The organism is Bdellovibrio bacteriovorus HD100 (genome assembly GCF_000196175.1).
In the GTDB taxonomy this organism is placed as follows: domain Bacteria; phylum Bdellovibrionota; class Bdellovibrionia; order Bdellovibrionales; family Bdellovibrionaceae; genus Bdellovibrio; species Bdellovibrio bacteriovorus.
Map to the genome: position 1 here is coordinate 2,414,711 of NC_005363.1, position 19,249 is coordinate 2,433,959.

Consider the following 19,249-nt stretch of genomic DNA (forward strand, 5'->3'; position numbering starts at 1 on the left):
TTTGGCTTGCAATAAAGTAACTTGGTTTTTGATTTCGGCAGTCCTAGTCTCCGTGTTTCACAATACGGAGACTTATCCATGCTTGCTGCATTTCTATCTTTGGCCCTGATCAGTTCAAATGCCTACAGCTATCTCGATCCTCAATTCGATAAGCACGCTGTTAAAACCTACAATATTGAAGTTTCAGGAAAAGCGATTCCGGAAAAGTGTTATGTCCTGCAAAGACTTCCTGGAATGGAAAACAAAATCAACAAAGACGAAGACGCCCTCTGTGCCATGAATTTGTACGCCACTCGGGGCGATCATCCCAAAACACAGATGTACTATGCCTGTCCGAAGGTCAACAGCACTTCGGTGGCGGTGGAATACTACACCATCCCCAAAGGCATGAGCGAAGCTCAATTCCAAAAAACGATCTGCCCTCTGACCCGTTCCGCAAAAAAAGCCTTGAAGGCTAAGTCCGGCTATCCCGACAAAGAGGCCAAATTCAAATTTGCCGCACCTGGAGTTTCCGTCGGAAGCATTCTGGGCTATTCCCGCCTGACTCAACTGTTCAAATCTGTGGATGTGCCACCCAGTGTTCTGCGCACAGTAGATATGGACACCGTGTTGAATCACGCGCTGGCCGGCCGCTATCTGGGTCTGCAAATGGGTAACACCTATTTGAATCAATACTGGTACGATCAGATCGGCCACCTGGTTCGAGCCAAACACGGCAACGTGTCGCAACTGCCAGATGTCTATACGAAGCCACCTTACGGTCTGGGCATCGTGCCAGCTTCCTTCTATAAAGATGGCAAACGCCGAGGACTTTCAGCCAATGCCACCGCCTACTGGACAACACGCATCCTGACCGAGGACAAACGACAGGTCTTTGGAGTGCTGGCGGAAAATCCGGGCAACGAAGAACTGTACGCGGAAGCATTCGGTTTGAAATCAGACAAGACCCGCATTGATCAATTCCGCAACAGCAGCGTGTTCTGGCCCCTGCTAAAAGATCCCCGTCCGATCGCACAAGTTCTGGGCGGCACTGAGATGGCCAAAGTCGGTCAGCGCATGCAGGGCATGCAGGATTCTTCCGACATGCTGGTGATGGACTTCCTGCTGGATCAGGCCGATCGCATCGGGAACATCCACTACAAGCGCCGCCAGTTCTTCAAAACGGCTCAAGGGAAAGTGGATGATATCTCTGACAAAAAATACAAAGAGCTTCTGGCGAAACCGGCGAACACGCTGACTCCGGCGGAAGCGGAAGTCTTAAGCGCCATCAAGCAGACTGGCGTCTCTTTGAAGGTCATGCTTCTAAAAGACAATGATGGTGGCTTTGACCTGAACACCGCTAAAAAATACAGCCTGATTGCCGATGTCAAAAAAACCTCTGACACTTACGACACCTGGAAAGACAATGCCGATCTGTTCCTGAATGCGACTATGGTGGTGAAACATTTCAGCCCTCAGACCTACAAAGGTGTGATGCGCTTGTATGGGCAGGTCTTTGGAACGCCCGAATCCCAGATTGCGATGGAAACGTATTTCCGCAACTCCCTGCAGTTCACGGCGGCGGAATACAAGATCTTCAAAAACAATTTGCTCAGCTTGTACCGCGCTCTTTACAAGAACTGCAAAAGCGGAAACCTGTTCCTGGATCTGGACATGAAGGACTACTTCTCAAACAATCCGAACCCGGTGCTGACGACAACACCGGGCGTGTGTGAAGGGCAGTTCTAGATAAGGAATGGTCCCAGGGCGATGGCAGCCGGTACGATTTGCACCAGCGCTGCCCGCCACAACCGGCGTGACGACAAAATCAGCACCAAGCCTGCCGCGATGATGGACACCAATCCATAGATCACCAGGGTGGTGCCCGCAGCGCGAGTGACCTCGCCTGTTCGCAAATGCAAACCGAGCAAAATCGCCACCGCCAAAAACAAGTTATAAAAACCCTGATTAAAGGCCATCAATTTGGTGGTCGCGGCTTCGGCTTCTGTGACGCCGAAAGTCTTATTGGTGCTTTTACGCCCCCAAAGCAGGCTTTCCAGAGCAAAAATGTACACATGAATAAGTGCCGGAACGAGAGCGAATGATATTTCCATAGGCTAAGTGTGCGGAGCCCTTCCCCGTTCGTCAATCCCGCCGCTGCGCAAAGCAGAGTTCCCGCACCAACTCTTGACCGGCTCCGGGGCCCGCGCTAGCTTTGGTCGTTAATCATTAGCAATATAACGCACCGATTCCTGAATGCCTTGGGAACTCGCCTGCGCGGATTTCGCCGGAGGAAAAAATGGCTGAGTATATCAATCCAGATTATGTTCCAGAACCAGAGAAAATGAACGTTAAAAAGGGTCTTGATGGCGTTGTTATGGATACGTCTTCTGTATCCAAAGTAAACCCTCACACCAATTCTTTGATCTATCGCGGTTACCCGGTTCAAGACCTGGCTGAAAACTGCTCTTTCGAAGAAGTAGCCTTCTTGATGTACAATGGCGAGCTGCCAAATGCAGGTCAACTTGCAGAGTTCTCCAAAAAAGAACGCAGCTACCGTGAAATCTCCACCACTTTGTTGAACGTGATCAAAGCACTACCACAAAAATGTCACCCAATGGATTCCATCCGCACGGCTGTGTCCTTCCTGGGCGCTGAAGATGCACGTATCTGGGATGCTTCCCCTGCAACTAACATGGACAAAGCCATGATGTTGCTTGCGAAAATCCCGACTATGGTGGCTGCGGACTACCGTTTCAAAAAAGGTTTGGATTTCATTCCACCTAAAGCTGACTTGTCTATCGCGGAAAACTTCTTCCACATGTGCTTCGGTAAAGTTCCACAAAAAGAAGTTGTTAAAGCTTTCGACGTTTCTTTGATCCTTTACGCTGAACACAGCTTCAATGCTTCCACGTTCACGGCACGTGTTGTGACTTCCACTCAGTCTGACATCTACTCTGCAACTGTTGCAGGTATTGGTGCCCTGAAAGGTCCTTTGCACGGTGGCGCGAACGAAATGGTTATGCACATGATGAAAGAAATCGCTGATCCTGCAAAAGCAGAACAGTGGATGCTGGATGCTTTGGCGCAGAAGAAAAAAGTCATGGGCTTCGGTCACCGCGTTTACCGCTCTGGCGATTCCCGCGTTCCAACCATGAAAAAGTACGCTCAAGTTATGGCTGACGTGACTGGCGAACAAAAATGGATGCAGATGTACACGGCTTTGGAAAAAGTCATGGTAGACAAGAAAAAGATCTACCCGAACCTGGATTTCCCAGCGGGTCCTGCTTACTACATGATGGGCTTCGAGATCGACTTCTTCACACCGATCTTCGTGATGGCTCGTACCACCGGCTGGTCTGCACACATCATGGAGCAAACTGCTGACAACCGCATCATCCGTCCTCTTTCTGAGTACGTGGGTGCCGAACAGCGCAAAGTGACTCCAATCAGCGAGCGCAAATAGTTTTTAACCAAAAGTTAAAACGAAAAAAGGGAGCCTCTGGCTCCCTTTTTTTAGTTCAGGGCGATCATTTTGGAATCGTAGCGCATTCTTTCTTCGTTATAGTCCGCCAGCGTTCGCTCGGCTTGCGCGGCAAAGGCCGGATCTTCACTGGAATGTTCCAGCGTTGTGCGAGTCGTATTCACTGAAAGCACATAATCACTTTTTCTGATCAAGTTCTGGAAATCAAATTCATACAGCTTCTTGAACTGCCCGTGACTGGAGCGACGAAGCTTCATCAGCTCGGTCATGGCCTGCAGATGGCCCAGGACACGCTGCGAGTACTCGTCCTTCACCGCATCGAAATCAATATTTTTCTGCCAGCGCTGAAACGCGCCCATCGAGGAAATCTCCAGATAGCGGCCGATTTGCAGATCCAGGCCTTCAGCAGATGTTTTGGCTTTGTTCAAACCCAGCAGCAGCTTTTGTTTGGATGCCAATCCATGTACAGCGGCGCCCTTTGTCGGCTGTCTCACCGTGAGACTTTTGCGCTGAAGTGAAGCTAATGACAGTTCGCCCGCCAGAAGGGTCAGCCCCACAAAGAAAATCGCCAGAGTTCTGCTGTAAAGTTTCATTTTATTCGTCATGCCTAAGAATCAATACAAGGCTCGTGCCGTGTCTGAATTTGAGACAAAAGATGGTTGCCAAAAACCCCGGGGTTTTATGAAATACCCCTGAACTGTTTCAAGGAGACTGAATGAAGCGAATGATTCTGCTGGCGCTGGCTCTTTCTGCCTGCACTCACAAGACCCCGGACAAAGCCACCCATGTTCAGCATCTGGCCACCACCTACGTGTCCACCCTGCCGTCTCGGGGCATCGACTATTCTGCGAAAATAGAACGTGTGGCCTTTGGCTCCTGCGCCAATCAGGACGAACCCCAACCGATCTGGAACACCATCGCGGCCACCCACCCGGATCTGTTCCTGTTCACCGGAGACAACATCTATGGCAGCTGGTCCGGTCAGCAACCCCTCGCCGAACAATATCGCAAGCTGGATCTGTTTCCCGAATATCGTGCCGTTCGCGAAAAGGTTCCTTTCATGGCCACCTGGGATGATCATGACTTTGGACAGCGTGACGGCGGCCAGGAATGGGCCGGCAAAGATGCCGCCCGTCGTGATTTTATGAACTATTGGACCTACACCCGCAACAGCATGCCGCTGGAGCAAGGGGGCGTTTATCACAGCAAAATCATCGGACCGAAAAAACAAATGGTTCAGGTGATTATGCTCGACACTCGTTATTACCGCAGCCCCTTAAAAGAACGCCCGGGCTTTGAAGGCAAAGCGATGAACTATATCCCTCAGGATGAAGGCACCATACTGGGCGACCCGCAATGGGAGTGGTTTGAAGCCCAACTGAAACGGCCGGCCGATGTGCGCTTCATCGTCAGCAGCATTCAGCTGATTGCCGATGACCCGCAATTTGAAAAATGGGGGAACTTCCCGAAAGAACGTCAAAGATTCTTTGATCTGATAAAATCCACCCGCGCCAAGAATGTGATCGTCATCAGCGGCGACCGTCATATCGCCTCCATCGCCAAAACAGATCTGAAGGGTTATGGCCCGCTTTACGATATCACTGCCAGCTCTCTGAATCGTCCGAATAAATACCCGGACGCCGACAGTCACTATGTAGGCTTGACCTACAATCAGGAAAACTTCGGCCTGGCAGAAATTGACTGGAAAAAGAAAACCGTAACCATGCAGATTCGCAGCATGGAAAATAAAATTGTAAACTCAGTCGAAATCAAACTGAAGTAACTACTTGTCCGAAACACTCCAGTCAGGTCTGACGGCGGATTCCTGCGAAGGGCCGCCGTTAAACAAAGTGCGCGCCCATAAAACGATCTCGTCCACCGCTGAATCCAGATGGGTTTCATCCACCACCTGAGTCGGAATATCCAGCTGGTCCAACGCCAGATTGCGACTGTCATCCATGGCACTTTCCACAATCACAAGGCCTTTAAGACTGCAACCCTCCCGGCAGACCTGCGCCAGATATTCGGCCCCGACACTGACCCCCACACCGAAGATGCGCTCTTTATCGACGCTGGCGTGATTCTCCAGAAAGTCCAAAGCCGCGCGGATGTCCTGAAGGCGCTTGCTGGGGGACTCCCAGGGCTGTGGTGCCAGTTCGTCTTCACTAAAATAACTATGATCCATGATCAGGGTGATAAATCCCTCGGCACTGACCTCCCGGGCCAGTCTTTCGGTCACCTGAGCCGTGGCCCCCGTCATCGAACCTTCAAAAAGACAGGCCGCAAAAATTTCAGAAGATTCTTCGGGTAAAAAAAGAGTCCCCTCCAGCATGCGACCTTGAGACGTAAAATCGACAGTGAGCTTCATCGCGAACCTCCCGCTGTCTATAAAAGTAAAACGAGCTTGCAGAAGGCACACAGGTATTCAGACTAAAATGTCGCAAAACAGCAGACAGCCCCGACGGAGGTCTTTACTCCAGACTGAGCAATTGCAGATTGATCATAAAATTGCGTGCAATACGATAGGCGCGCTCTTTGGCTTCATTCGCCTTAAGACCCACGAAATGTTCATCGACGGTCTCAACAAAAAGTCGCAGCCACTGTTCAAAGTGCCCGCGTTCCAAATTCAATTTTGTATGCGGCGGAAAAGGCCGCCCACGATAAGAGTCTTCACCCAACAGTAAATCCGACCAAAAATTGTAAAGCTTGGGCAAATGTTCTTCCCAATCCACTTTCGCCACATCCGTAAAAATCGGGCCGATATAACCATCGGCGCGAACTTTCGCATAAAAGCTGTCCACAAGAACCATGACGTCCTCGCGGCTTTCCAGGGGCTTTCTTGAAGTGGGTGTCGTCATAAAATCCTATTCTTTACAGTGAAACCTATCACAGGTTTCGGCAAATCACAGTCGCAAACTCGGTGGTGAATCCCAAATACACCAAGGGGTTGGACGCTTTTAAGCAATCGGCAAAACATCCAGATCCTTTGGACGAATCTTGCGCAGTTCTTCCGGGATCGATTTCAGAATGGCTTCACCCAAAGCTTCAATCAGTTCATTCTTGTAGTGCTCGCGACGATACACCAGTCCGATTTCGCGGGCCGGAATCGGCCTTTCAAAAGGAACCAAATGACTGCGTGCACCCACTTGTTCTGTCGCCAGATGCGGCAGCAGGGTGTAGCCACCGTACAAATCCACCAGGTTTTTCAGGGTTTCAAGGCTGCCGCTTTCAAATTTGTACCGACGCCCCTGCCCTTTGCCTTTTTTCACCGAGCAGATATCCAGCACTTGATTGCGCAGGCAATGGCCTTCCTCCAGCAACCAGATGTCCTCCATGCCCAGACTCTGGTATTTGATTTTCTTCATGTGGGCGTACTCGTGATTCTTTTCACACAGCACATAGAACGGCTCATAGTACAGAGGGAACTCAAACATTTTCGGCATCAGTGTGGGCGTCGCCAAAACGCCGACATCAATATCATCGCCGTTCAGGGCTTCCAAAATCTGGTCGGTCTGCATTTCTTTGATATTCAGATCCACACCTGGGAACATCTCTTCCACCACCGGCAAAAGTCGAGGCAATAAATAGGGAGCCACCGTCGGAATGACACCAATAGACAAGACTCCTTGTTTGGCACCTTTCTGCTCATGCTGAATAATACTCTCAATTTTCCTGGACTCAAAAAGGACCGTCTGAATTTGGGATATCAGTTTTTTACCCATATGTGTCAGCAAAATGGGTTTTTTGGAGCGGTCAAAGATCACCACTCCCAAATCCTCTTCCAGCTTCTGTATTTGCATGCTGAGCGTGGGTTGGGTCACGTGGCAGGCCTCAGCCGCCTTGGCAAAATGACCGTACTTATGGACAGCCATAACGTATTCCAGCTGCGTCAAAGAAAAGTTCACTTTTGGGCTCATAAGGGCTCCTCAGGCCCTATTATGCCGCAATAGACAAAATCTATCAATGCATATTTATAATCGATTTCCTTAAAAAGGGTTGATCCCGTACTCTCAAAGACGAAAGATGTCCACTAACAATTAAACCTGCTGGTGGACCTGAATTTTTATTTAGGCCCTAAGGCCACAACCTAACCACTTTATTCGAAGGAGAATAAATGCAAACTATCATCAACACGAAAGTGCCAGATTTCAAAGTTCAAGCTTTCCATCACGGTGATTTCAAAACTGTGACTCAGAACGACCTGAAAGGTAAATGGTCCATCTTCTTCTTCTACCCTGCGGATTTCACATTCGTATGCCCTACTGAATTGGGTGACATGGCTGACAAATACGCTGAGTTCCAAAAAATCGGCGTGGAAGTTTACGGTGTTTCCACTGACACTCACTTCACTCACAAAGCATGGCATGATGCTTCTGAGACGATCAAAAAGATCAAATACCCAATGTTGGCAGACCCTACCTTCCAATTGACTCGCGCATTCGGCGTGCACATTGAAGAAGAAGGTTTGGCTTACCGTGGTACTTTCCTGGTGAACCCAGAAGGTAAAATCGTTTTGGCTGAAGTTCAGGACAACGGTATCGGCCGTAACGCTGATGAATTGTTCCGTAAAACTCAGGCAGCTCAATACATCGCTGCAAACCCAGGCGAAGTTTGCCCTGCGAAATGGACTCCAGGCAAATCCACTCTGAAACCAGGTCTTGATCTGGTTGGTAAAATCTAATTTAGATTTTAATTAATGTGCGAGTCCCCGCCTATGGCGGGGACAAGCCAATAACCGCGAAACAGAAATTAGCTGAAAGCTGCAAATGCAAAGCGCGGGAGAAGGAAGCCGTACTCCTGTACGGCGACGCCGACCAACGCAGCAGTTGCACCTTTCAGGTAATTTCCCCCCCCGAACGGAGGTCACATGTTAGACTCTTCTCTTCTTGAACAACTAAGATCAGTCTTCGGCTCTTTGGAAAACACTGTTGAGCTTGTCTATGAAAACAGCTCTCACGAAGATCAAAAAGATCTTTTGGACATGCTTCAAAGTGTTGCCAGCACCTCGGACAAAATCACACTGACACAAAATACCTCCGGCACTTCTCCGATGCCTCAGTTCCGTATTGACTATAAAGGCAAGCACACGGGCATCGTGTTCAAAGGTATTCCCGGCGGTCACGAATTCACTTCGTTGATTCTGGCGATCCTGAACACCGATGGCAAAGGCAAGCTTTTGGACAGCGTGATCGCGGACCGCGTTCGTCGTCTGAACAAAAACATCACCATTCAGTCTTACATCTCTTTGACTTGTGAAAACTGTCCTGAAGTGGTGCAGGCTCTGAATCAGATTGCTTTGATTCACGGAAGCCTTCGCCATGAAATCATCGATGGCGGCTATGTTCAGGACGACATCAAAACTTTGGGTATTCAAGGTGTTCCAAGTCTGGTGGCGAACGCAAAAATGTTCCATTCCGGCCGCATCCAGCTTTTGGATCTGGTCAGCAAACTGGAATCCACATTTGGTGTCGACGCGAATGCAGCACCATCCGAACCTGTGAACAAAAACCTGGGTCACTTTGACGTCCTTGTGATCGGCGGCGGCCCGGCAGGGGCTTCCGCTGCGATCTACACGGTTCGTAAAGGTCTTTCCACGGCCATGATCACTGAAAAAATCGGCGGTCAGGTGCAGGAAACCAAAGGCATCGAAAACCTGATTGGTGTGACTTACACCGAAGGCCCTCAACTGGCAGCCCAGTTGAATCAGCACATTGCCAGCTATCCGGTGAAGGTTCTTGAAAACCGTCGCGTGAAAAAGATCCACACGGAAAGCAAAGTCAAAGCCATCGAACTGGAAAGTGGCGAACACCTGACCGCCGACGCGATCATCGTCACTACGGGGGCGAAATGGCGCGAATTGGGCGTGGAAGGTGAGAAAGAATATCTGGGCCGTGGCGTGGCTTACTGCCCACACTGTGATGGTCCATTCTATAAAGGCAAAAAGGTCGCTGTGATTGGCGGAGGAAACTCGGGCGTGGAAGCGGCAATCGATCTGGCCGGCATTGTTCGCGAAGTCGTGGTATTTGAATACAACGATCAGCTGAAAGCCGACAAGATTCTGGTGGATAAACTAAAATCCCTGCCCAACGTGTCCATCGTGACCAGCGCCAAAACTGAAAAAGTCATCGGTGACGGCAACAAGGTTCAGCAGATCCAGTATTTGGATCGTTCCCTCAATAAAGAGGAAAAAATGGACCTGGATGGCATCTTTGTGCAGATCGGCCTTGTGCCGAACAGCCAGTTCCTGAAAGAAACCGTGGAGCTGACCAAGTTCGGCGAAATCATCGTCGATGAAAAAGGTCGCACTTCAGCCAAGGGCATCTACGCAGCTGGCGACGTCACCACGACGCCGTACAAACAGATCGTGATCGCCATGGGTGAAGGCGCCAAAGCCGCCCTGGCCGCCTTTGAAGACCGTATGTACCATTCTTAATCCATGGGCCCCACCCTCCTGGGGCCCATTTTCTATTGCGCGTAATCGCGCTCTTTCTTGACTCCCCCGGCTGCTGTCCTAGGATAATCCTGCAAAACAGGAGTCCATTTAATGAAAACAGCACTGAAAATGCCATTTTTAGCAGCTCTGGTTCTTTCCATGAGTGCCTGCCAAACATTCACAAAGAAGGAAGCCGTGAACGCTGAATACATTCCTCGTGAAGTTCTTTTCGGAAATCCGGACATCACCGGCATCAAAATCAGCCCTGACGGAAAATATGTCGCCTATCTTTCCGCACACAAAGGTGTTTTGAACATCTGGGTGCAGGACTTTGGCAAACCGGAAACCGCAAAACCAGTCACTCACGACACCAAACGTGGCATTTTCCGTTACAATTGGACCTACACTCCGGGCACGCTGATTTTCAGTCAGGATGTGGCGGGGGATGAAAACTTTGGCCTTTACACTTTGAACGTGGCGACTGGGGATCTGAATGAGATCACCAAACCCGGCAAAGTCACCTCGCAGATTGCCGAAACCAGTCACCTGCGCCCGAACGAAGTGGTCATCATGACCAACGAGCGTGATCCAAGATTCTTTGACTACAAAATTTTGAACCTTGCCACGAAGGCCACCACGGATCTGTTCACCAACACCGAAAACTATGCTGGGATCATATTTGACAAAAACTACCACCCGATTCTGGCCAGCAAATCCAACAAGGATGGCTCATCCACAATTTTCCTGTGGAACAGCGCCAACAAGAAATTTGTCAAAAAAACGGTCGTTCCTTTTGAAGACAGCATGACGTCCACCGCAGTGGACGTTTCCCATGACGGCAGCAAAGTTTATCTGCTGGACAGCCGCCAACGTGACAAGGCCGCTTTGGTGGAATGGGATCTGAAATCTGACAAAACCAAAGTGGTGGCGTCTGATGACCGCTCCGACATTCAGGGGCTGCAGATGCACCCGCAAACCGGAAAGCTTTTGTGGGCCTCGTCCTATTATCTGAAGCGCGACATTCAGTTCTTCGACAAGGACTTCCAAAAGCACTTTGAAAGCATCGAAAAGAAACTCGACGCCGAAGTGAATGTGACCTCCATGAGCCTGGATGGAAATCAGTGGGTGCTGTTCGCGGATTCCACAGACAAACCTGTGGCCTTCTATTTCTATGACGTGAAAACTCAAACCCTGAGCCAGCCGCTGTATCACACCAAAGCCATGATTCCTTACGGCCACCGCCTGAGCGCGATGGAGGCGGTGGAAATCCCGTCCCGCGATGGTTTCCAGCTGGTTTCTTATCTGACTCAAGCCCGCAAGCAGGCGGGAAAATCCATGGTTTTACTTGTTCATGGCGGCCCTTGGGGGCGAGATGATTACGGCTACAATCCCTACCACCAGTGGCTGGCCGATCGCGGATACAATGTTCTGAGTGTGAACTTCCGCGCCTCTACAGGTTTTGGGAAGAAGTTTCTGAACGCCGGCGACAAACAATGGGGCCGAAAAATGCACGACGACCTGATTGATGCAGTCAATTGGGCGGTAAAAAATGGTTACGCTGATCCAAATGAAGTTGTCATCATGGGGGGCTCTTACGGCGGTTATGCGGCTTTGGCAGGACTCACTTTCACGCCGGACACTTTTGCAGCGGCCGTCGATATCGTGGGGCCTTCCAATCTGGAAACTTTGCTCAACACAGTCCCGCCTTACTGGGAAAGCTTCCGGGCGAATCTTTACAAACGCGTCGGGGATCCAACGACGGCTGCTGGTAAGAAACTTCTGAAAGAGCGCTCGCCGCTGACCCACGTGAATAAAATCAAAAAGCCTTTGCTGATTCTGCAAGGGGCCAATGATCCGCGTGTGAAAAAAGCTGAAGCCGATCAGATCTACAACGCCATGGTGGCTAAAAAAATCCCGGTGGAATATGTTCTTTTCCCTGACGAAGGCCACGGTTTTGCAAAAGCCGCCAATAACATGGGGGCCAATGCCCTGACCGAAGAGTTCCTGCAGAAGTATCTGAAAGGACGCCTGGAGCCGATTGAGGCTCACGTGAAAGCCTCTTCCGCGCAAGTGATTACCACGCCTCAGTAAAACATGAATAAATAAAAAGCCCCGGGAAACCGGGGCTTTTTATTTTTAAAGTTCGCAAAGTTCGATGGAATGTCCGTCAGGATCCAGCACAATGGCCTTTTTGCCATCGGGCATGTCCGTAGGGTCTAAAATGCACATGGCACCTGGTATTTTAACGAGCTCCTGCACGGTTTTTTCCAGATCCGTGATCTGAAAACCCAGCTGCAGGCTTGGAATCTGAGATCTCTGCGGATTTTGAATGCTGTATAAAGAGAATTCGACGCCATTGTGAACGGCGCGATGGACTTCACTCCCCTTATCAACCTTTGACGCTGTAAACTGAAAGCCGATAATTCGATAAAAACCCAGCATGCCCTGTAGATGCGAGGTGTTTATTGTGATAGAAGTGATTAACAAACTCATCCGTCTATTATCTGAAGCGAGGCCGTATGAAACAAGAAAAAATTTATCTTAAAGACTATAAATCCCCTGCCTTCACGGTGGACTCCGTAAACCTCGACTTCAATCTGAACGAAGACTTTTGTCGAGTCGTGGCCAAAAGCCAGGTCCGTCGCGTTCATCCAGGTGAAATGCGCCTGAATGGCGAGGAATTGAAACTGATTTCCATTAAAATCAACGGCCAGCAGCTCAATGCCGACCAGTACCAGATCACCGAGGAAGAACTGATTGTTCCGTCAGTTCCCGACAGCTTCACCCTGGAAATCGAAACTGAGCTGCAACCGCAGAACAACACGTCCCTGGAAGGACTTTACAAATCCAACGGCATTTTCTGCACCCAGTGCGAGGCTCAAGGCTTCAGAAAGATCACTTACTTCTTCGATCGTCCGGATGTGATGACGTCTTATTCTGTGACCATCGAGGCTGACAAAGCCAAGTACCCGGTACTGCTTTCCAACGGTGATCGCATCAAAATTGAAGACCTGGGTAACGGCCGTCACAAGGCCTTCTGGCAGGATCCGCACAAGAAACCTTGTTACCTGTTTGCACTCGTGGCCGGTGATCTGGGCGTGATCCGCGACACTTTCACCACCATGAACGGTCGCAAAGTGAATCTGGAAGTCTATGCAGCTCACGGCAAACAAGAACGCTGCTGGCATGCAATGGACTCTTTGAAAAAATCGATGAAGTGGGACGAAGAGGTCTTTGGTCTGGAATACGACCTGAACGACTACATGATCGTGGCGATTGATGACTTCAACGCTGGTGCCATGGAAAACAAGGGTCTGAACATCTTCAATTCCCGCCTGGTGCTGGCTGATTCCAACTCCGCAACGGATGTGGACTTCCACAGCATTGAATCCGTTGTGGCTCATGAATACTTCCACAATTACACCGGCAACCGCGTGACTTTGCGCGACTGGTTTCAGTTGTCCTTGAAAGAGGGTCTGACGGTCTTCCGTGACCAGGAATTCTCTGCCGACATGACTGATCGCGGGGTTCAGCGTATCGAAGACGTTGATGCTTTGCGCGCGGGTCAGTTCGCTGAAGACGCAGGTCCCAACGCCCACCCTGTCCGCCCGGAGTCCTGCATGGCGGTGGACAACTTCTTCACCATGACGATCTATGAAAAAGGGTCTGAAGTGATCCGCATGATGCAAACCATTGTGGGCCGCAAGGGCTTCCGCAAAGGCATGGATGAATACTTCAAACGTCATGACGGCCAGGCCGTCACGACCGAAGATTTCGCAGCGGCGATCTCCAACCCGAACAACAAGGACTTCACGCAATTCCGTCGCTGGTACAACCAGTCCGGAACTCCGGTGGTTTCCGTTCAGGAAAACTTCGATGCTGCCAAGGGTGAATTCCATGTGACTTTGGAACAAAGCTGCCCGCCGACACCGGGCCAGCCGACAAAAGAACCGTTCCACATCCCATTGATGATGGGCCTATTGGACAAATCCGGCAAAGAGTTGTCACTCAGTTGCGACAAAATCACCGTGAACACCGACGGCAAAAACCTGATGGAGCTGAAAGAACAGAAAGAGACTTTCGTGTTCAAAGGCCTGAAAGAGCGTCCGGTTCTTTCTGTCTTGCGCGAATTCTCTGCACCCGTAAATCTGCGCTGGGAAGCCTCTGAAAATGATCTGTACTTCCTGATGCAAAACGACACGGATTCTTTCAACCGCCGTGAAATGGCTCAAAAACTGGGTCTGCGTCTGTTCAAAAAGATGATCCAGCAGGCACGCGCAAAAGAAACCCTGAAAGTGGACGACCGCTTTATCACGACCATGACCGCGATCCTGGCCGATGAGTCCATGGATCCTGCCTTCAAAGCCAAGATGCTGCAACTGCCAAGCTATGCTGTTCTGGCGCAGGAAGAAGCGGTGCTGGATGCCGAAGCCTTCTATCAGGCGCGCACGACTTTGCGCAAAGCCATCGCGGCTGCGAACCGCGCTCAGTTGTTGAACATTTACCGCAAGTATCACGGGGTTGAACCAAAAAGCCGCGAACCAAAAGTTTTTGGCCACCGCGCTTTGAAAAACCAAGCCCTGGCTTACCTGGCAGACCTGCATGATCCAGAGATCATGGAGATCGTGAACAAACAATACTGGGATGCTCAGAACATGACAGACCGTATGACAGCGATGTCTATTCTGGCGGACTCTGATTCTGCTCACCGGGAAAAGGCGCTGCAGAACTTCTATGAAGAGTGGAAAAATGATTCCGTCGTGATCAACAAATGGTTCACAGCGCAAGCCACCACCACCTCGCGCAAACAGGTGCTGGAGGATGTCAAAGCTTTGACAAAACACCCGGCGTTCAACATCACGAACCCGAACAATGTTTATTCATTGCTGCGTGCGTTCGGCGCAAACCTTGTTCGCTTCAACGACCCGAACACCAACGCTTACGAGTTCTATGCTGACAAGATCCTCGAGATCGATCCAAAGAACCCGCAAGTCGCTGCCCGTTTGTGTGCGGCCTTCAACTTCGTTTCCAAGCTGGAACCAGCCATGAAGGAAAAGGCCCTGACTCAAATCAAACGCATGGTTGCGGTGGAGTCTTTGTCCAAGAACTCTCGCGAACTTTTGCAATCGGCTTTGACTTAGTTGGTTGCCTAGGACGGCGGGCTCGGAATCGATCCGGGAGTCCGCCGCTTCAGAGGGCACGCGTCCGTGCTCAGTCGGTGCCGGGGCTTTGCCCCGGTTCGCGCATCCATGCGCCACCGAAGGCCCTCTTGCGGGCGGTCTCCCGGCTCGCTTCCGTTCCCTCTGCCCTCTTCAATCAACTAATCCAATGCGACCTTAAAATGCGCATAAAAAAAGGGAGTCGAAAGACTCCCTTTTGCTTTTGCATTTTTTTTGCCGCGCTATTGCCAGAAAAAAGAACCAGGCACCTTTTAGTACTTCGTTCGGCAGTGTTCTAGGAACTCTTCGCGGGTTTCCATTCTGGATTTGAAGTGGCCTCTTAGGTCGCTTGTGCTGGTTGTGCTGGAAGTGTCTTCGATGCCTCTCATCATTACGCAGTAGTGTTTTGCGTTGATGTGGACTGCGATGTGTTCGGTGTCCAAGATGTATTGAAGGCAGTCGGCGATTTGTTTTGTCAAACGCTCCTGCACCTGAGGACGGCGGGAGAAGTACTGCACGATACGGTTGATCTTGGAAAGACCGATTACTTTTTTATTGGGGATGTACGCCACAGTTGCGAAGCCGTCGATGGGCAGGAAGTGGTGTTCGCAGAAAGACAGGCAGCCGATACTTTGCACTACAATCATTTGATCGTAGTTCATCTTATTGTCGATCACAGTCATTTTCGGGAACTTCTTGGGATCCAATCCTCCGAAAACTTCGTTCACGTACATTTTGGCAACACGCTTCGGTGTTTCGCGCAAAGAATCGTCTTTCAGATCCAAGCCCAGAGTGTTCATGATGTCAGTGAACTTTTCGGTGATACGTTCGATCTTTTCTTCGTTGGTCAGACCGTTGTGGATCATCGGTGTTGGGCGAACGTTTTCCAGAATCTGCTTTACGGACGCTGACACGTCCGCAGCATGGGATTCCGGCTTTGCTTTTACACTTTTAGTGCTGGTTTTCTGGGGGGTCTTCTTTGTTGTTTTTGCCATCGTCATTCCCTGCTCGAAAAGCCCACTTATGCCCTAAAATCGGCAGGTTCGCAAAGCTCAAAGGCTGTTAATTAAGTTTTTTGTAGATTTTGGCTGCCCAGCCATTGGCGCAGCAGGTCTTTCTCTGACGACGACAGGCCGTCAAAGTGGATTCTGAGGACTTTGTCCTTCACATCGATGACCTTGGCTTTGCACTGAATATCGTTGATCTCTGACAGCACCAGCGTCAGCAATTGGTCTTTTTTGAAAGACTCCACGCCTTCCGGAACAGAAATGCGAGCTCCTGTATAGGACAGATCGACGGTTTCGCCACTTACTTTGCCATTCAAAACAACAGGTGTGACCACAACAAAGCGATCTCCTGTCGGCGCAAACCAATTCTGACGGCGATCCAGGTATGGATAACGGAAGAATGAAAACACTGTGCCCACGATAAAGAGCACCAACAGACAATCCAGCACCCTTGCTGTGCTGATCGCCGGGTCCACCACGCCAAAGCCCTTAAACAGGCTGACCAGCGTGCTGACCACAAAGATCCCGCATAGGATCATCCCCACAACCCAGGACAGCTTGTGGCGGATCATCAGCGTCAATCCGGCGCCAAAGACCGACACCCAACCCACCCAATTCAGAACCGCAACTCCGGTTCTTTGCATCATGATAAGGTCAAGCACAGGCGTGAACATAAGCACAGCAGCAGCCATTTCCACTGCACGAGGACGCTCTAAAGCTGGTGATTTTGTTTCCATAGGAAACTTATCGGCCAGAGCTGAGTCAGGGTATAGATTTTTATTGATTATCTCGCTTCAATCCTTAGAATTTCTCATTGTGAGACATATAAATTTTCAGCACGTCATTTTCATCCTTGCGTCCCTTATTTTGACCAGCCGGGCTCAGGCCTATCCTGATTTTATCGGGTACAGCTACTCTTCCTGCGTTACCTGCCACTACAACGGTCTGGGGGGCGGCGCCCTGAATGATTACGGTCGTGCGTTGTTTGCCACCGAAATCACCTCCCGCCAGGTCTTCCCTAAATCCATGGAAGAAGAGGAAATCGCCGAGATGTCCGGTTTCCTGGGTAAAAAGAAGCTGCCTTGGTGGGTGCGCCCCGGTTTGAAGTATCGCGGTCTGTGGTTGCAGATGGAGCCGGGGGCCACCGCCTCCACCGAGCGCTACATCAACATGCAAAATGATGTGAATCTGAATTTCTTCTTCGACAAGAAACAGAACTATGCCCTGATTACCACGGTTTCCTACACCGGCATTGAACCCTACTATGGCAAAACCAACACCTGGTTCATGCGCGAATACTATCTGCGCTGGAAACAAAGCAACAACTTCTGGCTGTATGTGGGTCAGATGGATAAAGCTTACGGGATCCGCAACGTCGATCACTCGGCCGTCAGCCGTAAAGCCATCACCCTGGGGCAGTTTGACCAGTCGCAAGGTGTGATCGGCCACTTCACTTATCCGGATTGGGATGTGGCCGTGAATGCCTTCGTCGGCAATGCCGCCCAGGAAGACCCGCAAAAGCAAAAAGGCTTCTCTGTGGCGGGTGAATACCAGGTCTATGAAAAGTTCAAAGTCGGTGCATCCGTGCTGACGTCCCAAAGTGATTTGCAACAGTGGAATCTGGCAGCCCTGACCACGCGTATGGGTCTATCAAAGGGTTCTGCGATCATGGGTGAATTCGGTCTGCGCCAAAAAAAGGATAAAATTGCAGACTCTGAAGCGGAGCTGGGCACCTACGCCATCGTGCAAACGATGGTAGAGATCAATCGCGGCTACAACTTCCTTTCGATTCTTGAGCACACCAAAGGTGATATCAACAAATCCTCGGCCGAGGCGATGAAATGGAGTCTGGGGGCAATGATGTTCCCGCTTCCCCGCACCGAGTTCCGTGCCATGGCCACCAATGGCAAAACTTATTCTGACACCGGTGGCGCGGATGATGCCTGGGCTCTGCAAGGGCAGATCCATATTTCCTACTAAGGGACACATATGAAAAAATGGATGTTCGTTTTAATTGCCACTCTTCTGACCCAGAATGTTCTGGCGCAGGAGGAAGCCGAGACTGAAGAAGCTCCGGCCGCCGAAGCGGCGCCGGTTGCCACCGCAAAAAAACCGGCGGTGCGCGCGCGCGAAAACTGGGGCTTTAGCCTTTCCACACTGCAGTGGGACGAAACCCTGCGTGTTCAAGACGGCATCACCAGCACAAAAGTGCCGGCCAACTACAATGCCATCACGGTCACCATCATGAAAGAAATCACCTACTATCGCTGGGGCTGGAGTGCCGGGGCCTTTATCGGTGCCGGTCGCGCCAACGGCGGATCCGATGCAGATCCTTACTTGAGCGACAAAGTGGCCTTCACCACTTACGGGATTTCCCCGCGCGTGTTTTACCGCCTGTCCGGCCGAATCAACGCCGGAGTGACAGGAATGCTGTTTTATAAAAATATCGACTGGCCGAAAGAAACCAGCACACAAACCATTGATTCGGGCCGCAGCCTGAATGTCACAGGCATTGCCGACTTGAATATTCGCCTGTTTCAGAAGTGGGATTTCTATACCGGGATTGGTCCTCTGACTGAAGGATCCACCCTTTGGAAAATCGGTGTGAACTACCGATTCTAAAAAGACAAAGGCCCCTTTTCTGGGGCCTTTTTTTTGATTTACTTCACCGGAACAGTCACTGCCAAAGTGACTTCGTCTTCAACACCAACACCCATATAGTTGATGTCTTCGATACCAAAGTCGCTCAGCTTCAGCTTGAATTTTGCCTTCAAAGTCTTGCCTTCAACCTTGTAAACGCCGGAAATATCTTTCTCAACGCCACGAATTTTGATTTTACCCGTGCCCTTGCCGCCTTTACCCTTGGCAGAAAGTAAAACCGCCTCTGGGAACTTTTCGGTCTCCAGGTGCTTTTGCGTGTGCTTGTCACGCAGCTCAACGCCGGTTTTCAAAGATTTCAGATTCACGACAATGTTTTCCGCAGAAACTTCGTCACCGTTCACCACGGCCTGACCTTTGACGTCAGAAGTTTTACCTTTGAAGTCCCCCATCGGATTCAAAACCACATCCATTACCACACTTTGCGCCATCGCTGCTGTGGAAACACCCATTGTGACAATCAATGCTGCAACAAATTTCATTTACCCTACCCCTTTTAACTTTTGGTGATTGTTTAATATACAAACTA

At 50.3% G+C, this 19,249-nt stretch carries 18 protein-coding genes; 9 read left to right on the forward strand and 9 right to left on the reverse strand.

Going from position 1 to position 19,249, the window contains the following annotated elements:
* Positions 1-78: 78 nt before the first annotated feature.
* Positions 79-1,728 carry a hypothetical protein gene (locus BD_RS11450; protein ID WP_011164912.1) on the forward strand — a complete coding sequence of 550 codons (1,650 nt, stop codon included), beginning with the start codon at positions 79-81 and terminating at the stop codon, positions 1,726-1,728.
* Here BD_RS11450 and BD_RS11455 read toward each other — a convergent pair.
* Positions 1,725-2,093, reverse strand: a complete 369-nt coding sequence (locus BD_RS11455) for a DUF1304 domain-containing protein (protein WP_011164913.1) — start codon at positions 2,091-2,093, stop codon at positions 1,725-1,727. The two genes, BD_RS11450 and BD_RS11455, sit on opposite strands and share 4 nt — an antisense overlap.
* A 185-nt stretch (positions 2,094-2,278) precedes the next feature.
* On the opposite strand from BD_RS11455, the gene BD_RS11460 reads away from it, so the two are divergent.
* Entirely contained in the window at positions 2,279-3,445 is a 1,167-nt protein-coding gene (locus BD_RS11460) for a bifunctional 2-methylcitrate synthase/citrate synthase (protein ID WP_011164914.1), read from the forward strand.
* Positions 3,446-3,495: 50 nt separating this feature from the next.
* Here the strand turns inward: BD_RS11460 and BD_RS11465 are convergent, their stop codons facing one another.
* Positions 3,496-4,068, reverse strand: coding sequence for a hypothetical protein (locus BD_RS11465; RefSeq protein ID WP_011164915.1), 573 nt, complete (start codon positions 4,066-4,068; stop codon positions 3,496-3,498).
* 110 nt (positions 4,069-4,178) lie between these two features.
* On the opposite strand from BD_RS11465, the gene BD_RS11470 reads away from it, so the two are divergent.
* On the forward strand, positions 4,179-5,246 hold the full coding sequence (locus BD_RS11470) for an alkaline phosphatase D family protein (RefSeq protein WP_011164916.1): 1,068 nt from the start codon (positions 4,179-4,181) through the stop codon (positions 5,244-5,246).
* Here BD_RS11470 and BD_RS11475 read toward each other — a convergent pair whose 3' ends face one another.
* The 3 genes from BD_RS11475 to BD_RS11485 form a co-directional block, all read right to left on the reverse strand.
* Positions 5,247-5,831, reverse strand: a complete 585-nt coding sequence (locus tag BD_RS11475) for an alpha/beta hydrolase family protein (RefSeq protein ID WP_050792921.1) — start codon at positions 5,829-5,831, stop codon at positions 5,247-5,249.
* Positions 5,832-5,934: 103 nt separating this feature from the next.
* Positions 5,935-6,321, reverse strand: a complete 387-nt coding sequence (locus BD_RS11480) for a group III truncated hemoglobin (protein ID WP_011164918.1) — start codon at positions 6,319-6,321, stop codon at positions 5,935-5,937.
* A gap of 99 nt (positions 6,322-6,420) precedes the next feature.
* Entirely contained in the window at positions 6,421-7,380 is a 960-nt protein-coding gene (locus BD_RS11485; RefSeq protein ID WP_011164919.1) for a hydrogen peroxide-inducible genes activator, read from the reverse strand.
* Positions 7,381-7,577: 197 nt separating this feature from the next.
* On the opposite strand from BD_RS11485, the gene ahpC reads away from it, so the two are divergent.
* From ahpC to BD_RS11500, 3 genes are all read left to right on the forward strand, one after another.
* Positions 7,578-8,144 carry an alkyl hydroperoxide reductase subunit C gene (gene ahpC / locus BD_RS11490; protein WP_011164920.1) on the forward strand — a complete coding sequence of 189 codons (567 nt, stop codon included), beginning with the start codon at positions 7,578-7,580 and terminating at the stop codon, positions 8,142-8,144.
* 186 nt (positions 8,145-8,330) lie between these two features.
* Positions 8,331-9,896 carry an alkyl hydroperoxide reductase subunit F gene (gene ahpF / locus BD_RS11495; protein WP_011164921.1) on the forward strand — a complete coding sequence of 522 codons (1,566 nt, stop codon included), beginning with the start codon at positions 8,331-8,333 and terminating at the stop codon, positions 9,894-9,896.
* A 111-nt stretch (positions 9,897-10,007) separates the two neighbouring features.
* The gene (locus tag BD_RS11500; protein WP_011164922.1) at positions 10,008-11,987 is read left to right on the forward strand and encodes an alpha/beta hydrolase family protein; all 1,980 of its coding nucleotides are present in this window, start codon (positions 10,008-10,010) and stop codon (positions 11,985-11,987) included.
* Between the two features lie 45 nt (positions 11,988-12,032).
* On the opposite strand, the gene BD_RS11505 is transcribed toward BD_RS11500, so the two are convergent.
* The gene (locus BD_RS11505; RefSeq protein ID WP_011164923.1) at positions 12,033-12,389 is read right to left on the reverse strand and encodes a VOC family protein; all 357 of its coding nucleotides are present in this window, start codon (positions 12,387-12,389) and stop codon (positions 12,033-12,035) included.
* 26 nt (positions 12,390-12,415) lie between these two features.
* Here BD_RS11505 and pepN point away from each other — a divergent pair, with 26 nt between their 5' ends.
* The gene (pepN, locus tag BD_RS11510) at positions 12,416-15,037 is read left to right on the forward strand and encodes an aminopeptidase N (RefSeq protein ID WP_011164924.1); all 2,622 of its coding nucleotides are present in this window, start codon (positions 12,416-12,418) and stop codon (positions 15,035-15,037) included.
* A 290-nt stretch (positions 15,038-15,327) separates the two neighbouring features.
* Here pepN and folE read toward each other — a convergent pair whose 3' ends face one another.
* Together folE and BD_RS11520 are read right to left on the reverse strand one after the other, a co-directional pair.
* Positions 15,328-16,056 carry a GTP cyclohydrolase I FolE gene (gene folE, locus BD_RS11515; protein WP_011164925.1) on the reverse strand — a complete coding sequence of 243 codons (729 nt, stop codon included), beginning with the start codon at positions 16,054-16,056 and terminating at the stop codon, positions 15,328-15,330.
* Between the two features lie 65 nt (positions 16,057-16,121).
* A complete protein-coding gene (locus BD_RS11520; protein WP_011164926.1) occupies positions 16,122-16,799 on the reverse strand; it encodes a PilZ domain-containing protein in 678 nt (225 codons plus the stop codon).
* Positions 16,800-16,878: 79 nt separating this feature from the next.
* On the opposite strand from BD_RS11520, the gene BD_RS11525 reads away from it, so the two are divergent.
* Entirely contained in the window at positions 16,879-18,042 is a 1,164-nt protein-coding gene (locus BD_RS11525; RefSeq protein WP_231839158.1) for a hypothetical protein, read from the forward strand.
* Positions 18,043-18,051: 9 nt separating this feature from the next.
* Positions 18,052-18,684, forward strand: coding sequence for a hypothetical protein (locus tag BD_RS11530; protein ID WP_011164928.1), 633 nt, complete (start codon positions 18,052-18,054; stop codon positions 18,682-18,684).
* 38 nt (positions 18,685-18,722) lie between these two features.
* Here the strand turns inward: BD_RS11530 and BD_RS11535 are convergent, their stop codons facing one another.
* Positions 18,723-19,202: a YceI family protein gene (locus BD_RS11535; RefSeq protein ID WP_011164929.1), complete on the reverse strand. Its 480-nt coding sequence runs from the start codon at positions 19,200-19,202 to the stop codon at positions 18,723-18,725.
* Positions 19,203-19,249 lie beyond the last annotated feature (47 nt).

Bases quoted from the DNA above. Each gene is read 5' to 3' on its own strand.
- BD_RS11480 (WP_011164918.1), bottom strand. From the start codon at position 6,321: ATGACGACACCCACTTCAAGAAAGCCCCTGGAAAGCCGCGAGGACGTC.
- BD_RS11530 (WP_011164928.1), top strand. From the start codon at position 18,052: ATGAAAAAATGGATGTTCGTTTTAATTGCCACTCTTCTGACCCAGAAT.
- BD_RS11500 (WP_011164922.1), top strand. From the start codon at position 10,008: ATGAAAACAGCACTGAAAATGCCATTTTTAGCAGCTCTGGTTCTTTCC.
- BD_RS11455 (WP_011164913.1), bottom strand. From the start codon at position 2,093: ATGGAAATATCATTCGCTCTCGTTCCGGCACTTATTCATGTGTACATT.
- ahpF (WP_011164921.1), top strand. From the start codon at position 8,331: ATGTTAGACTCTTCTCTTCTTGAACAACTAAGATCAGTCTTCGGCTCT.
- BD_RS11485 (WP_011164919.1), bottom strand. From the start codon at position 7,380: ATGAGCCCAAAAGTGAACTTTTCTTTGACGCAGCTGGAATACGTTATG.
- BD_RS11450 (WP_011164912.1), top strand. From the start codon at position 79: ATGCTTGCTGCATTTCTATCTTTGGCCCTGATCAGTTCAAATGCCTAC.
- BD_RS11475 (WP_050792921.1), bottom strand. From the start codon at position 5,831: ATGAAGCTCACTGTCGATTTTACGTCTCAAGGTCGCATGCTGGAGGGG.
- BD_RS11460 (WP_011164914.1), top strand. From the start codon at position 2,279: ATGGCTGAGTATATCAATCCAGATTATGTTCCAGAACCAGAGAAAATG.
- BD_RS11535 (WP_011164929.1), bottom strand. From the start codon at position 19,202: ATGAAATTTGTTGCAGCATTGATTGTCACAATGGGTGTTTCCACAGCA.
- ahpC (WP_011164920.1), top strand. From the start codon at position 7,578: ATGCAAACTATCATCAACACGAAAGTGCCAGATTTCAAAGTTCAAGCT.
- pepN (WP_011164924.1), top strand. From the start codon at position 12,416: ATGAAACAAGAAAAAATTTATCTTAAAGACTATAAATCCCCTGCCTTC.
- BD_RS11470 (WP_011164916.1), top strand. From the start codon at position 4,179: ATGAAGCGAATGATTCTGCTGGCGCTGGCTCTTTCTGCCTGCACTCAC.
- BD_RS11505 (WP_011164923.1), bottom strand. From the start codon at position 12,389: ATGAGTTTGTTAATCACTTCTATCACAATAAACACCTCGCATCTACAG.
- folE (WP_011164925.1), bottom strand. From the start codon at position 16,056: ATGACGATGGCAAAAACAACAAAGAAGACCCCCCAGAAAACCAGCACT.
- BD_RS11520 (WP_011164926.1), bottom strand. From the start codon at position 16,799: ATGGAAACAAAATCACCAGCTTTAGAGCGTCCTCGTGCAGTGGAAATG.
- BD_RS11465 (WP_011164915.1), bottom strand. From the start codon at position 4,068: ATGACGAATAAAATGAAACTTTACAGCAGAACTCTGGCGATTTTCTTT.